The organism is Streptomyces scabiei 87.22 (assembly GCF_000091305.1).
Classification (GTDB): domain Bacteria; phylum Actinomycetota; class Actinomycetes; order Streptomycetales; family Streptomycetaceae; genus Streptomyces; species Streptomyces scabiei.
Window position 1 is genome coordinate 5827276 of sequence record NC_013929.1, and the last position, 13703, is coordinate 5840978.

Genomic DNA, 13703 nt, shown 5'->3' on the forward strand with positions numbered 1-13703 from the left:
AGCCGTTTACTTCCTGGTTGGTCAGGCCCTCGTTCGGGATGCCAGTCCCGGCCGGGGGCCGTATCTGTTTGCGGTTGTCGCGGCGAACGTAACCGCCCGCATCCCGCGCCTGCAAGCCGGTCACTCGGACGGGTGACGCGGGCCTCGCGGCCAGGGAGGGTGGGTGGGCGGGTAGTTCTTTCCCCCGGTTCTTTCAGGAGGTCAGCGGCCCGCCGGACCCTCGCGGACAAGGGCCCGGTGAGCCCGGAAGGCGGACGGCGGCCAGGGCCCGGTCGGCTCAGGGACGGTGGTGGTGCCCGGCTTTCAACTCGCCTATGAAAGCGGTCCAGGAGGCGGTGTCGAAGCACAGCGCCGGACCGTGCGGGACCTTGCTGTCACGGACGGGGACGACGGCTCCTCGGAACCGGTCGGCCACCTCCACGCAGTTGCCGCCCTCCTGATTGCTGTAGCTGCTCCTGCGCCAGGCGGCGCCGTTCAGATCGGGACGGGACCTTCGCTCCACGGTGGTTGTCCTCCATCACGGATCGGATCATGTCGAGCGACATGAGCGGGGGCAGAGCTGCCGCCCGCAGCCGATCGTAAGTCAGCGCGAAACTCCTGACTTCGTCCGGATCCTCGATGAGTTGGCCGTAGTGCGCGCCTTCCGTGTAGGCGATCTCCGAGCCGTCCTGCATGGTGAGCACGGTGAGCGATCCGCCCAAGGCGTCGTGCTCGCCCTGGTCGAACGGCAGTACCTGCACGGTGAGGTGAGGCTCCGCCCTGGTCCCGAGCAACCGCGCCAACTGCTCACACATCACCGCCTGGCCGCCGACCGGACGCCTGAGCACCGCCTCGTCGAGGACCACCCACAGCTCGGGACGAGCGGGCGTACCGAGACGCTCCTGTCGTCCCATACGAAGGGCGACCCGCTCTTCCAACTGCTCCTTGTCTGCGAGCGTTCGGCCGACGCTCAGCACTGCCCGCGCGTAGTCCTGCGTCTGCAACAGGCCAGGCACCACATGAGCCGCGTACTCGCGGATGGTCACCGCCCGCGCCGAGTACTCCATGAACTTCCGTGACCAGTCGGGAAACGCCTCCCGGTACACGTACGGCCACAGCTCGACGAGCAGATCGTCCGCGCCGAGGGCCGCGTCCAGCGCACGCGCCAGTTCCAGCGTCGGCTTCGCTCCGGACGCCCGCTCGATCTGCGTGATCCGTGTGCTCACCACGTGCGTCCGGTCGCCGAGCTCGGCCTGGGTCAGTCCGGCCGCCGTACGGAGCCTGCGCACTCGCGCGCCGAACAGGGCCGCCATCGACGTGCTGGGGTCAATTCCGTTGGCCAAAGCGTCACTTCCGTTCCTTACGGGAGGAAAAGTAAGGCTGTGTCACCTGTCGAGCGTAGGCCGACCGGACGATTCTTGAGCACGGAACGTGATGACTCGCGTACGTCGCGACATGCCTCGGATCGACGGACAAGGACGGACCAACCGTGCTGACAGGAACGACCACCCCGGGAGACGGGCCACGACGGAGCGCCGCGCACCCTGCGGCGAAAACCGGCGCGCCGACAGACGCGGCACGCGAACTCCCGGCGTTCGCCGAGCAGTTCGCATCCTCGCCGAGGGGTGTGCGGCTCGCCCGCCGACTCACCGTCCGCCGCATGCAGGAGTGGGGCTACCTGTCGGTGTCCGACACGTCGTGCGCGGTCGCGCTCGTCGTCGGCGAACTCGCCGCGAATGCCGTACAGCACGGTCGAGTACCCGGACACGGCTTCGGCCTTCGGATCGCCCTCGACGCGGCTGCGGGCCTGGTTCGCGTCGAGGTCGCGGACGCGGCCTCCGCGAAATGGCCGCCCAAGGCCCCGCCCTTGTCGTACCCCGAGGGCGAGTCCGGTCGAGGCCTGCTCCTGGTGGACGTCCTGGCCGTGCGCTGGGGGTCGGCGCCTCGTCGGCCCGTGGGGAAGACGGTATGGGCGGAGGTGTCCATCGAAACAGCCGGGCGGGCCGCCGGAGGGAAATCCGGTGGCCCGCCCCTGGCGGAAGCTGGTGATCAGCCGACGTCGGAGGCGTCCAGTCGGTACAGCCCGCTGTAGTCGCTCACGGCGCTGCCGTTGTCCTTGGCCCACTCGGCGATCTCGGTGGCGGCGCTGTCGCTGCTGCCGATTCCCGCCGTCCTCAGGACTGGTACGGCTGCCGTTGCGGCTGGCCGTGGGACTGGCCGCCGTGCCCGCCCGCGCTCTGCGCCTGGAGCTGTTCGGCCTGCTCGGCGGTGACCTTCTGCTCCGCGCCGCAGAACGTGCACTGGGTCTGGTACTTCGTCGAGAACGGGAACAGCGGCACGAAGAACAGCGTGAACTTCGTGACCCGCTTCCTGAGCGTGTGCGCGGCGGGGTTTCCGCACTGCCCGCACACCAGCGTCAGTATCGCGAGCTGGTACAGGTATCCCTTGGTGCCGAAGATGACGAACATCTGATCCTTCCCGGGGCGCTCGTAGACGCGCCGCACGCACCGCAGTCACCGCACGCGCCGCACACACTGCCCTCCAGTGTGCATGTTCCCCACGAGAGCCCGTCGAGCCCGGCTGCCTCCCGTTACGGCACGGCCGAGGGCGGCGTCCCGTCGCCGGAACGCCGCCCTCGGGGGTGTGGCGGGTGATGCCGTGGCCGTCAGCCCCGGTGCGGGGCGCCGTGGACCACGAGTTCGGTCACGTCCAGGTACCTGCAGCCCGAGGGGCCGGAGTCCTTCGCGCAGTCCACGCCGTTGTCGGCGGCCTGGTTGCCGAGCAGCGTCAGCCGGACGTACCGGACGTTCTCGCCGGTGTCCGCCCGGAGGGCGACGGCGTTCTCCCGGCCGGTGTCGGCGGGACCGAAGTGCCCCTCGGCGGCGGTGGCCCAGGTGGTGCCGTCGGCGGAGGTGTCGATCCGGTAGTCGCCGAGCGACGCGGTCGCATCGTCCCCGCAGCCCGCCGTCGGATCGATGAGCAGCTCGCTGATGTCCACCGCCGCGGGCAGCCGGACCGTGTTGTGCGGGTCCGCTCCGCCGTCGCCGATGTCCGAGCCCCAGACGGTGCCCGCCATGTCGATCAGCCCGCCGGGCCCGCAGCCGAACCCGGAGTTGTCGGGGCCGCTGAAGTCCGCCACCTCGGCACCGCCGGAGGAGGCCGCCCAGTCGCGGCGCACCTGCCAGTCGGCTCCACCGGCCCGTCCGACGACGACGGTGCGGATCTGGGGCTCGTAGCCGTTGCCGCTCGCGTACACCTTCCGGTACGTGCCCTCGGGGACGTCCGGGATCGTGTACGTGCCGTCCGCCGCGGACACGGCGGAGAAGTCGGCGCCCGGGAAGCCGGAGGAGTGCCCGCTGACGCTGACCGTGACCCCGCCCACGGCGGCGCCGGACGCGTCGTCGGTGACCTTGCCGGTGAGGGTGACCACCGGGGTGTCCGCGCCCGGCGGCAGGGAGAAGTCCTCGTCGGGCCTGGTGTCGTCACCCGAGAGGGCGGCGGCGAAGTAGCCCATGCCCCGGTGGGCGAAGACCTTCCAGATACGGTCGTGGGCGCGTCCGCCGTTGACCACGGTGTCGGCCTGGAGGATGGCGTTGCGCTGGTCGAGGAAGCTGGGGTTCGCGGGGGACAGTTCCATCGCCCGGGTCACCAGCGACTGGGAGAGCGGGCTGCCGAGCGCCGAGCGCAGGTCCCACAGGGTCTCGCCCCAGATCTCCCCGTCCGCGTGGCTCTCCGGACCACGGCGGGAGATCTTCCCGTAGTCGCCGTACGTGTACCCGCCGGGGCCCGCCGCCGACGTGCCGGGGCACCTGGGCGAGGCGGAGCCGACCGGGCAGTCCAGCCCCTGGGTCCGGCTCGGCGCGGAGTCGGTCCAGCCGGCCGGGTCGAGGGTCATCTCGCCGTCCGTACGACGGGTGTCCCTGCGCAGGTGCTCATCGGCGAGGAAGTCGAGCGCGTACCAGTCGCTCCACGCCTCGCCCATGGCCCCGGCCTGCTGGCTGACGAGGGTCGAGACGCCGTCCGCGTCGACGACGAGCCGGTTCGACAGACCGTGCGTGTACTCGTGGTAGACGGTCGCGGCGTCGTCGCCCCAGTTGCCCTGCACGACCGGATAGCCGTCCGACGGCGCGGTGAGGTACAGCTGCATCGTCGGCGGCCGGCCGTCCGGCGGCGTTCCCATGTTGGCGTTGTTCAGGTGGTCGTCGTCGGGCAGCCCGTCCTTGACGGCCGCGCCGTCGTCGGTCTGCGCCTGGACGGCGTCGCCGTCCCGGCCGTCGAAGTTGCCCGCGGCCCGGGTGAAGCCGATCGGGGCGGCCTTCAGGTGGTCGTGGAAGGTGCCGAGGAAGTAGAAGACCTGCGCGGCGTTCTGCGCGCGGTTGGTCTCCCAGGAGTTCGGCGTCTTCGCGTCCCAGGAGCACGGCACCGGGGTGCCGCAGCCGTCACCGGTGAAGGGCTTGAACGGGAAGGAGAAGGCCCCCTTCTTCGTCGGCGCGACCTCCTCCCCGGCGTCCGGCTGGTTGTTGTCGTTCACGTCGCTGTAGACGTGCGCCACGGTGCCGTCGAGGGTCTTGGCGCCCGCGGGCAGCCATCCGGGGGCGGTCAGGTTGCGGGAGCGCTGCTTGCCGCCCCGTACGTCACCGGGCGCGTGATCCCAGGCCAGAGCCTTGGCGGGCGGAGTCGTGGCCTTCTCGCCGGCGTTCTCGCCGGCGTTCTCGGTGACGTTCTGTGTGGCTTTCCTTGTGACCTTCTCGGCGGCCTTCCCGGCCGTTGTGACGCCGGCGGTCCGGCCGGACTGACGGTCGGCGGACTGGTCGGACGACAGGTTCTGCCGGTACAGGACCCGCCCGTTCTCCGCGTCGACGACGTGCAGCCACATCGCGTGGCCGTCCGGCGAGGTGACGGTCCGCCACGCACGGCGGGCGGCGCCGCCGGATGCCGCGTACACCACCTGCTTGGCGGTGTCTCCGCGCGTGCTGTCGTCGCCGACGGCCCGGGCGCCCGCGATGTCCCGGACGGCGGTGCGCCGCGCCTCGGTGCCGGTGATCCGCCCGGGAGACAGCGCGGGCGGCAGGTTCCGCACGGGGGAGCCCTGCACACTGATCAGCCGCCCGTCGCGGGCGACATGGGCCTTGACGCCGTTGCCGAACACCGGCACACCGTCGACCGACTGCACGAAGGACAGATGGCGGGTGCCGGCGACGTCGGTGTACTGCTTGCGCAGCGTCAGGGCGCGCACCTGGCCGGCGGAGAGGCCGAAGACATCGGGATGGGCCCGCAGGTACGCACGGACGACGTCCTCCGGGTCGGCTGCGCTGCGCGCCGTCAGATACCCGTCGAGCCGGGCGACCTGGCGCGCGGTGCCCGTGGCCGGGTCGAGTTCGAGCACGCCCTGGGCGCCGAGCCGGTCCCGCAGCCGCTGTACGCCGGGCCGCTGTTCGGCCTTCGCCAGCCGCGCGTCACGCCGTACCAGCGTCTGCTGCGACGGGGCGGGCGGCTCGCTCTCGGCCGCCGGGGATCCGTTGCCCGGGGCGGGACGGCCCGTCGGGTCGTCCGGTACCGCGTTCGCGGAACCGGGCAGAAGGGCGACGGCCAGCGCCAGGCCGGCCGTCGCGGTGAGTATGGTCGCTCGCGTTCTCTGCGAGGAGGCTTTCGCCATGTCACTGCCTCGTGGGGGGTGAGGAGTCCAACGACCGCCCGTAGCGGCCGAGTTGTGCGTTTCGACCCTGTCATCCGCACGGGGACGCCTGAAACCCTGAAACTTCAAGTTTCACAAAAACCCCACAGGCCCCACGAGTGCCTGTGTGAACGCATGGGCCACGGGGCGCGTGCGCCCGCGCGATCAGCGCCCTTCCTGCTCGAAACGTGCCACCCGGCGGGCCAGCTTGGCCCGGTACCGCTCGGGTGCGTGCGAGGCGAGGGAGCGCCGGACCATCACCTCCGCGTCCAGACTCTCGGCGTACTCCCGGAGAGAGGGAATCCGCAGCAGGACGGCGCGCTGCGCCTCCGCTTCCTCGACGGTCCTCAACGGGGTGCGGTCGTTGCGCTCGTGGTTGCAGCCCCAGTGGGTGAGACGCACGTTGTCACGGGTGTCCGTGCCGCCGGCCGCGACGGTGCGGATGTGGTCGAGGCTCGGGGACCGGGGATCGGGGTGCCGCCGGTCCCGGTCCACCGGATCCCCGCACAGACCGCACAGCCAGCCGTCCCGCGCACCGATCTCCGCCACGTCGTAACGCTCGACGCGCCCATTGGCCCGCATCCGCGCCCGCCGCCGCCGATCCTGATCCCGCTTGACCTCGCTGCGACGCGGGGGCGCGGGGGGTTCCGGGTCACTCACCAGTGCCCCCTTCGTCGGTGGAAGCCCGTGCTGCGGTGATTCTCCCTCGACCACGCGTCGTTCGGCGGTTCGTGGGCTGCCCTACGCGGTCTGATCCAGAGCCCCACGCACGTACGGCCCCTGCTGCCGTCTCGGCGTCCGCGCGCCCGCTGGAGCGCGCACCCACCGGAGCGCCCGACCCCCGCCCCCCCCCGGGACGATTGCGGCAGGATCACGGTTCGGCAGCGAAGCACGACCACTCTTCGCTGTGTGTCCGCCGTGTGATCGGATCGGCCGGTATCAGCAGGCAGCGGCTCAGGGAGGAGCCGAGGAAGAGGAGAACAGGGATGCCCGCCATCACCGGAGAGATCACACGGCCGTGCCCGCAATGCGGCGTCGAGATGCGTGTCGACGACCGGTTCACCGTCTGGTGCGCCGCCTGCGACTGGAACGTGGACCCCGAGGGACAGGGGCCGGACGCGAGTCGGCTGGAACGCGCCGCACGTGCCCTGGCCCGACGGCACGGCGAGCAGCTTCTCGCCGAGATGGGGAGCGGGCGGGATCCGCGCCCGAGGCGTGACGCCTCGGCACTGATCGGCACCGCGCTCGCCCTGACCGTGCACGGGGTCACTCTCGCGCTGGCCGTCGGCGGTGTCTGGTGTGTGGTGGCGGGCTGGGGCGGCGTAGGCGTGGTGGCGGGCCTGGTGCTTCTCGTACTGGCCTGGGGGCTCGCCCCGAGAGTCCAGCGCCTGCCCGACGACCGGCCCGTGCTGTTCCGGTCGGACGCCCCCGAACTCTTCGCCCTGCTGGACGAGGTGGCGCGGTCGGTCGGTACCCGCGGCGTGCACGCGATCGCCGTGGACGCGAGCATCAACGCCGCCGTCACGACGTACGGTGTGCGCGGCCGACGGCTGTTGGTGCTGGGCATGCCGCTGTGGGAGGTCCTCACCCCCGGGGAGCGGATCGCGCTGCTCGGCCACGAGCTGGCCCATTACGCCAACGGCGACACCCGTAACGGCCTGGTCGTGGGCACGGCGGTGCGGTCCCTGGCCCTGTGGCACCACACCCTTCAGCCGCTTCCGCAGCCGTCCGGGATCGAGATGGCCGTCAACGCCCTGTACGTGGTGCCACGCCTGCTGGTCCGGGCGGTGCTCGTGCTGCTCGTCCGGCTGACGTCGCGGGCCGGGATACGTGCCGAGTACCTCGCCGACCGGCTGGCGGCCCGTACGGCTTCCACACAGGAGGCCGTGAACCTCATGGACCGGTTGCTCATCACCAGGGCCCTCGGCGTCCTCCTGCGCGCCGAGGCCAGTCGTGCCGCCCTCGGCGGGACGAGGTCCGCCCGAGAGGCCGCGGCCCGGGCCGGCGATGTGTGGGAGCGGCTCCGCGCGTACGCGGCGTCCGTCCCGGAGCACGAGTACGAACGGCAGAGGCGGGTCGGAACCCTCCGCGGGCACCAGGTCGACGCCACCCACCCACCGACCCACCTGCGGCGCGCCTGTCTGCTCACCGGGACCCCCGAGGCCGCCGCCGTGGTGCCGCAGGCACACCGCACCGAGCGGATCGCCGCGGAACTTGCCGAGGCCCGCACGGAGACGGCCCGCCGCCTGCTGCGCGACGGCCTCGACGACTGACTCCCGCACTTGCCCCTACGACCGCCAGGCTTGGACGCCAGGTGCACCGCCCGTGCGGCTACGGGCGACGGTAGACGGCAGGATCGGTTCCGGGCTCCGGAGCCCGGGACAGGTTCAGGTAGCACGGATGCTCGGGGTCGCCCACTTCCATGAGCACGAACTGATCGACGTCGTGGTTGGCGAAACGATGGAGGTACTGGAGGAAGAGTTCCAGCTCCTCGCCGGAGAGACGCTCGTCGTGCCGGTCGTTCCGCATGCCCTCACCCTATGACCGGCCCGGGTGCCACGACCCTGGCCTCCCGAAGTGACGTGGCTGGGGTCCCCTGGTCTGGGGGTGTGCTGTACCTCATTGCTGTAGAGCAGGATCCCGAGCGGGGGGCCATGGAACGGGAACAGCTGGAACGGCTGCTGGATGGTGGCGACGACACCTCGTCGGCCGCTCTGGCTGCCCTCCGCGCCGGCGCCTCTTACGTCGTCTGGGACGGTCCGACGTCGGCCATGTCGCTCGCGACGATCTACGGGCGCAGGCTCCGTCTCACCTCTCGCAGAGGCATCGAGACCTCCGGCTTGGCGCGGGCCGTGCAACGCCTCGACCTGTACGGCGGCGGGACGGTTCGGCTCGGTCGCATCAGGACAGCCGACGGCTCATGGGTCTTCATGCTGTTCCTAGCCGAGGACGGCAGCACGCTGGTGGCGTGCACCGGCGTCCGCCAGACCCCACCCGGCGCGGCACGCCCCGACCTCTGCTGAACTCGCACCGCCCACACTCTTTTCCGGTCGTTCAGGTGCTGACCTCGGGCACTGGTCGACACGGAGCCTCGGCAGGCGGTGACCCTTTTCCCCCAGAATGGCTCGCCGCCGTCACGGATCCCGGCGGCGAGAGCCCGTGGACCGTCCGGGCACACGAACTGGCGCGTCTCCCGCGCGTGAACCCTCCTGGCCGCTTCGGACAACAGGGGGTGCAATGCACTCCACTCCTACCGAATGAAGAAGCGAGGGCCTCGTGGGGGACCCACCCGCCGACGACGCGCTGATCATCCAGGAATCCCTGGAGCGGCCGGAGTTGTTCGCCAGGCTGTACGACAGACATGCCGCCGAGATCCACCGGTACGTGATGCGCCGGCTGGGCGACAGCCACGCCGACGACATCACGGCGCAGACCTTCCTCATCGCCTTCCGCAACCGCGCCCGCTTCGACATCGCGCGCGCCAGTGCCCGGCCATGGCTCTACGGCATCGCCGGCAACCTCATCGGCAGCCACCGCCGCTCGGAGGTGCGGGCGCTGCGGGCGCTGGCCCGTACCGGCGTCGACCCGGTGGCCGAGTCCTGGTCGGAACGGGCCGACGAGCGGGTGACGGCCGAGGCCTCGCAGCAGGCGCTGGCCGGGGCGATCGCGGCCCTGCCCGGGAAGGACCGGCATGTGCTGCTGCTGGTCGCCTGGGCGGACTTCACCTACCAGGAGTGTGCCGACGCCCTCGGGGTGCCGGTCGGCACGGTCCGCTCCCGGCTGAACCGGGCGCGGCGCAAGATGCGTTCGGCGCTCGGCGCCGACCCCACCCTCGTCAGCGACCACAGCGGGGCGGTAACCCATGGATGACATGACCAGGATGCACGAACTGCGCGCCGATGCGCCGACGCCGGACCGGGCACGGCTGGTTCCCGGCCGCGAGAAGCTGCTGGGGGCAGCACAGCGGGGCTCTGCCCGCAGGGTGCGGCTGGACTGGCGCGTGACGGCTGCCGGGGTCGCCGCGACGGTGGTCACCATCGCGGTGGTGGTGACCATGCTCGTCGACGGCGGTGGACCCGAGCGCGGCGTGCAGCCTGCCGGCCCCGACCTGACGTCCGCGACGGCACTCCTGGAACAGGCGGCGGAAGTGGTGTCGCAGCAGCCGGATCTGCATCCACGCGACGGCCAGTGGATCTACCTGAAGACCGCACAGTGCCAGAACGGAGCGTCGGACGCGGCGCCCGACGCCAAGCCCGAGGTGAACGAGGAGTGGGTCCAGTACGACAGCCCCGTGAGGGAGGACGACAAGGACGGCGACACCGAGCCCTCGCAGCGGCGGCTGTACCGCCTGCTCGCCGCGCTGCCGGACGACCCCGCCGAGATCCGGAAGCGGGCGGCGGACATGTTCCCCCTGGACAAGGACTCCGGCTTGACGGGCGAGCAGCACGAGACCCTCGCGCTCCTGGCAACCCTCAACGAGGCCTATCCCGTGCCTCCGCAGGGGATGGCCAAGCTGTACCGTGCCCTGGCCGCCGACCCCGGGATCGAGGTGGTCCCGCACCTGGTGAAGGACCCGACGGGGCATGACGCCATCGCCGTGTACCCGGAGCTGGGCGGCAAGGCCGTACAGCGCCGGGAGTACCTCCTCGACCCCGACACCTTCCAGTACCGGGGGAACCAGTCGGTTGTGGTGCGCGGCTACGAGGAGAAGTACGAGGACGGCTCGTCGACCGGACGCTCGTACAAGAAGGGCGAGGTCACATCCTGCGAGCTGAAGACGACCCAGGCCCTCGTCGACCGGGAGGGCGAGAAGCCCTGAACCGACCGGGCGGCAGTGCCTGGTGCTCGTGAGCCTCTCGGTGGGCCGCCCCGGCAGCGCCGAGAGGCCGGCCGCTGCGCAGCGGGGGCGGGGCACCAAGCCCGGCTCGCTCCGCACGGCGAACTTGCTCATCGGGGCTACCGTTCCGGCGACTGTCCTCACGGCGGTCGGGGTCGGCAGGCGGCGTTCCGTCGGCTCCCGGCACGGCGTCCCGCCCTGCCGCAGCCGCCGGGATGGCATCGGTGGCGTACGTGTGACCATGCAGACCGGCTGCCTTCAGCATGCCGCACGCCATGGCGACCACCCGGTCGTCCGTGTGCACGAAGCGGATCCGGGGCAGCGTCCCGTCCCACAGCGCCCGCTCCGACGTTCCGCGAGGGTCCCATGCTGCCGAGGTCGCGAGCCGACGTGACGATGAGCCATTCCTGCGGGGCATGATCGCGGAGGGGTAAGGGCAGGCAGCGGACGGCTTGTTGTGGATCGAGAAGGGTGCGATGTCGTCGAGTGCCTCGGCCGACCGGCCGTCTCGTCAGAGGGTGTTACGCGCGCGTCAGAGGGTGCTACGGGCGCGGAAGGCGCTGGGGCTCACGCCCCGACGGCGCTTGAAGGCGGCGCTGAAGCCGAAGGCATCGGCGTAGCCGACAGACTTCGCGATCCGAGCGATGGAGGAGTCGGTGTCGGACAGGAGTGCCTCGGCCTCGTCCATGCGGCATCCGCTGACGTAGGTCAGTGGCGGGCTGCCCATCACCTTGGTGAAGCGTTTGGCGAACAGCGCCCGGGAGACGCCGGATTCGGTGGCGAGCGCCTCTACCGTCCATCTCTTGGAGGGCCGGGCGTGGAAGGCTTCGAGAGCGGGGGCGAGGATCGGGTCGGCCAGGCCGCGATACCAGTCGGGAGCTTCCGAGCCCGCCCGGTCGAACCAGGTACGCAGCGTGCAGACCAGGGCCCAGTCCAGCAGTCGGTCCATCAGGGCCTGGGAGCCGGCCGAGCGCAGGGCGGCGTCGGCGGCGGCCGTCTCCAGCCAGGCGCAGACCTCGGTGTCCTCGTTGATCACGAGTACGGGCGGCAATGCGCGGAGCAGTCGTTCATGGCGATGGCCCGAGGCGCGGTACGCGCCCACGATCAGGGCGGTCGCTCCGTCCGGTTCGTCGCCCCAGCGGATGCCGCCGAGGTCTCGGGCCGTGCATTCGGCATCCGCCGCGAAGCACGCGATTTCGTACTCGACGTGTGGGCGGTCGAGAGTGTCCGGCTGGTCCACGAGGTGAAACGCGTCAAGGCTGCGCACGATGGCCGTGTCGCCGACGCCGACCGCTTGTTCGCTGCCGTCGGGCAGCAGCAGGATGCCGCCGCCCCGCAGCACGCTGACCATCGTGAGCGGGGCGCCGTCGACGAAGCGGATGGTCCAGGGCGCTTCCAGCACGGCGTGGCTGACGATCGAGCCCTCGGCCCGGATGCCACCGAGTAGCGCACTCAAAGGATCCACGGACGCCATCGTAGACGAACTCCTATGCAGCGGAGCGTTTCCCCTATGGATCGTCCAAGGGGTCACGGATGTACTGGACTGGTCGAACCGACCGAGACCAGCCAGGAGAAACCGTGTCGCACCGCAGCAGCGCTGACAGCACCGCCCTTGTGGTCGTCGCACACCACCGGACCGATTCACTCACCGCGCACACCGCACGCCGTACCGCCGCGCGACTCGAGACCGCCGGATACCGCGTCGACCTGCTCGACCTGCACGCCGAGGGGTTCGACCCGCGGATGAACGTGGCGGACCAGCCGGACTGGGGCAACCGGGCGAAGTCGTACTCGGACGAAGTCCAGGCCCATATGCAGCGCGTTCTCGAAGCCGACGTCGTCGTCGCCGTCTTCCCCGTGTACTGGCAGAGCGTGCCCGCTCTCCTCAAAGGCTGGATCGATCGCGTGTGGAACTACGGATTCGCCTACGGCCGCAGCAAGCCCCGCCTGGCGGGCAAGCGCATGCTGTGGCTGGGCCTGGCCGGCGCCACCTCCGATGACCCCGTCACCGAGGGAATGCAGGCCGTGCTGGAGACCAACCTGAGCGAGGGCATCGCCTATTACTGCGGATTCTCCTACTCCTCCGTCGCCCTGCTCCCCGACGCCGAGGAGCGCCCACAGCGCGTCGACGCCGAGGGCAATCTGCTGGTCGGCGACGCGGTTGCGGGAGCCGAGCGCGAGGCGCAGTATGCCGAGTTCGACCGACGCGCGGCGAAGGCCGTGGAAGGGTTCCTCGCAGCGGAACCAGCGGCCGCCTGAGGCCGTGCGCGGGCCGCACGACCGTGAACAGCGCGATGATTCCGGCCTGCGCCCTCAACAGATCGACCAGGAGGCCCGGCAGGGCAGCGCGGCGAGCGCCGCCGTGATCAAGCCGGGGACCTGTGTGAAGCAGTGCACCACCGCGGTGAACGCCGTACTGATGCCGGGGCTTCAACTCCGCCCGGTCGGCGATCGGATCGTTCATCTCCACCGTGGTGTCGGCGCAGTGTGCTGCCGTTCGCCGATGGCGGCATTGCCACAGCGCCCGTCATGGGTCCTGTCGGCGAGGCCGGGCCCGAGGCGATCATCCCGCTCACTCGTCCCCGGCGTGCCCGTGAACTCGCTGAGACGTCCAGGTTGCTGGACCTGCTGGACCTGCTGGACCTGCTGGGCGCGGGCAGGCGGAGGCGCCGAAGAAGTCCAGGAGACGACCGCTCGGCGCGTCCTCAACCGCCCTGCCGTGAACCGGCGGCCCTACGGCGTCGTGACATCGACCTGTATTGCTTGTGCCTGTATTGCTTGTGCCTGGACCGGCGTGACCGTCAGCCCGAGGCCCGGGCCCCGTCGGTTCTCGGCCGCTCCGGGCCGTAAGTGTTGGCCCGTGGGCGAGCAGCTCTGCCGAAGCCCGGCCTGGTGTGCGTACGACGACAACGGCACCGTTCACCGTCGGTGGGACGGTGACCGCCCGTGCCGGTGGGCGTTGCCGGATCAGCCTGCTCTGCGCCCGCGCTCGGCCTCGACACCTCCCACAGCTGTTCGACCGGCCTGCGCACCCCCGGACCGTGTCCCGCATCGGATCGGCCCCCTTGTTCTCGAGCCTCGCAGCCTGAGCGGTGCGCGGCTGAGCGACTGCCCCGTCCACCGAGTCCTCGTACAGGTCACCACCCCGGTGACCTGTACGACGGCTGTGACGCGTCTCACCGGAACTCGCCCGCACCGTACGTCAGCTCAAGA

Annotated in this window: 13 protein-coding genes; 6 read left to right on the top strand and 7 right to left on the bottom strand. The window is 71.1% G+C overall.

Annotated elements, in window-relative coordinates; all coding sequences use genetic code 11:
• Nucleotides 1-277: 277 nt before the first annotated feature.
• Nucleotides 278-421 (bottom strand): DUF397 domain-containing protein, encoded by a 144-nt coding sequence (locus SCAB_RS48645; protein WP_231885118.1) that lies wholly within the window; start codon nucleotides 419-421, stop codon nucleotides 278-280.
• Nucleotides 375-1292 (bottom strand): helix-turn-helix domain-containing protein, encoded by a 918-nt coding sequence (locus SCAB_RS25000; protein WP_013002857.1) that lies wholly within the window; start codon nucleotides 1290-1292, stop codon nucleotides 375-377. The genes SCAB_RS48645 and SCAB_RS25000 overlap by 47 nt, the downstream gene beginning before the upstream one ends.
• 176 nt (nucleotides 1293-1468) lie before the next feature.
• On the opposite strand from SCAB_RS25000, the gene SCAB_RS25005 reads away from it, so the two are divergent.
• Nucleotides 1469-2071: an ATP-binding protein gene (locus tag SCAB_RS25005; protein WP_046773661.1), complete on the top strand. Its 603-nt coding sequence runs from the start codon at nucleotides 1469-1471 to the stop codon at nucleotides 2069-2071.
• Between the two features lie 82 nt (nucleotides 2072-2153).
• Here SCAB_RS25005 and SCAB_RS25010 read toward each other — a convergent pair whose 3' ends face one another.
• From SCAB_RS25010 to SCAB_RS25020, 3 genes are all read right to left on the bottom strand, one after another.
• Nucleotides 2154-2447 carry a zinc-ribbon domain-containing protein gene (locus SCAB_RS25010; RefSeq protein WP_037725526.1) on the bottom strand — a complete coding sequence of 98 codons (294 nt, stop codon included), beginning with the start codon at nucleotides 2445-2447 and terminating at the stop codon, nucleotides 2154-2156.
• 197 nt (nucleotides 2448-2644) lie between these two features.
• Nucleotides 2645-5635 (bottom strand): M36 family metallopeptidase, encoded by a 2991-nt coding sequence (locus tag SCAB_RS25015; protein WP_013002861.1) that lies wholly within the window; start codon nucleotides 5633-5635, stop codon nucleotides 2645-2647.
• A 183-nt stretch (nucleotides 5636-5818) separates the two neighbouring features.
• Nucleotides 5819-6313, bottom strand: coding sequence for an HNH endonuclease (locus SCAB_RS25020; RefSeq protein WP_231885119.1), 495 nt, complete (start codon nucleotides 6311-6313; stop codon nucleotides 5819-5821).
• A gap of 326 nt (nucleotides 6314-6639) precedes the next feature.
• On the opposite strand from SCAB_RS25020, the gene SCAB_RS25025 reads away from it, so the two are divergent.
• Nucleotides 6640-7926 carry a M48 family metallopeptidase gene (locus tag SCAB_RS25025; protein ID WP_037725528.1) on the top strand — a complete coding sequence of 429 codons (1287 nt, stop codon included), beginning with the start codon at nucleotides 6640-6642 and terminating at the stop codon, nucleotides 7924-7926.
• Between the two features lie 58 nt (nucleotides 7927-7984).
• Here the strand turns inward: SCAB_RS25025 and SCAB_RS25030 are convergent, their stop codons facing one another.
• On the bottom strand, nucleotides 7985-8182 hold the full coding sequence (locus tag SCAB_RS25030) for a hypothetical protein (protein ID WP_013002864.1): 198 nt from the start codon (nucleotides 8180-8182) through the stop codon (nucleotides 7985-7987).
• Nucleotides 8183-8307: 125 nt separating this feature from the next.
• On the opposite strand from SCAB_RS25030, the gene SCAB_RS25035 reads away from it, so the two are divergent.
• The 3 genes from SCAB_RS25035 to SCAB_RS25045 all read left to right on the top strand — a co-directional run bounded on the left by SCAB_RS25035 (nucleotide 8308) and on the right by SCAB_RS25045 (nucleotide 10472).
• Complete coding sequence (locus SCAB_RS25035; protein ID WP_037725540.1) at nucleotides 8308-8676, top strand: hypothetical protein; 369 nt, start codon at nucleotides 8308-8310, stop codon at nucleotides 8674-8676.
• 253 nt (nucleotides 8677-8929) lie between these two features.
• Nucleotides 8930-9523 carry an RNA polymerase sigma factor gene (locus tag SCAB_RS25040; protein ID WP_013002866.1) on the top strand — a complete coding sequence of 198 codons (594 nt, stop codon included), beginning with the start codon at nucleotides 8930-8932 and terminating at the stop codon, nucleotides 9521-9523.
• A 1-nt stretch (nucleotide 9524) separates the two neighbouring features.
• Entirely contained in the window at nucleotides 9525-10472 is a 948-nt protein-coding gene (locus tag SCAB_RS25045; protein ID WP_231885120.1) for a CU044_5270 family protein, read from the top strand.
• A gap of 550 nt (nucleotides 10473-11022) precedes the next feature.
• Here the strand turns inward: SCAB_RS25045 and SCAB_RS25050 are convergent.
• Entirely contained in the window at nucleotides 11023-11955 is a 933-nt protein-coding gene (locus SCAB_RS25050) for an AraC family transcriptional regulator (RefSeq protein ID WP_417159269.1), read from the bottom strand.
• A gap of 113 nt (nucleotides 11956-12068) precedes the next feature.
• Here SCAB_RS25050 and SCAB_RS25055 point away from each other — a divergent pair, with 113 nt between their 5' ends.
• Nucleotides 12069-12749 (top strand): NAD(P)H oxidoreductase, encoded by a 681-nt coding sequence (locus tag SCAB_RS25055; RefSeq protein ID WP_041669607.1) that lies wholly within the window; start codon nucleotides 12069-12071, stop codon nucleotides 12747-12749.
• The last annotated feature ends 954 nt before the right edge of the window (nucleotides 12750-13703 follow it).

Bases quoted from the DNA above. Each gene is read 5' to 3' on its own strand.
- SCAB_RS25000 (WP_013002857.1), bottom strand. From the start codon at position 1,292: ATGGCGGCCCTGTTCGGCGCGCGAGTGCGCAGGCTCCGTACGGCGGCC.
- SCAB_RS25010 (WP_037725526.1), bottom strand. From the start codon at position 2,447: ATGTTCGTCATCTTCGGCACCAAGGGATACCTGTACCAGCTCGCGATA.
- SCAB_RS25015 (WP_013002861.1), bottom strand. From the start codon at position 5,635: ATGGCGAAAGCCTCCTCGCAGAGAACGCGAGCGACCATACTCACCGCG.
- SCAB_RS25025 (WP_037725528.1), top strand. From the start codon at position 6,640: ATGCCCGCCATCACCGGAGAGATCACACGGCCGTGCCCGCAATGCGGC.
- SCAB_RS25030 (WP_013002864.1), bottom strand. From the start codon at position 8,182: ATGCGGAACGACCGGCACGACGAGCGTCTCTCCGGCGAGGAGCTGGAA.
- SCAB_RS25035 (WP_037725540.1), top strand. From the start codon at position 8,308: ATGGAACGGGAACAGCTGGAACGGCTGCTGGATGGTGGCGACGACACC.
- SCAB_RS25045 (WP_231885120.1), top strand. From the start codon at position 9,525: ATGACCAGGATGCACGAACTGCGCGCCGATGCGCCGACGCCGGACCGG.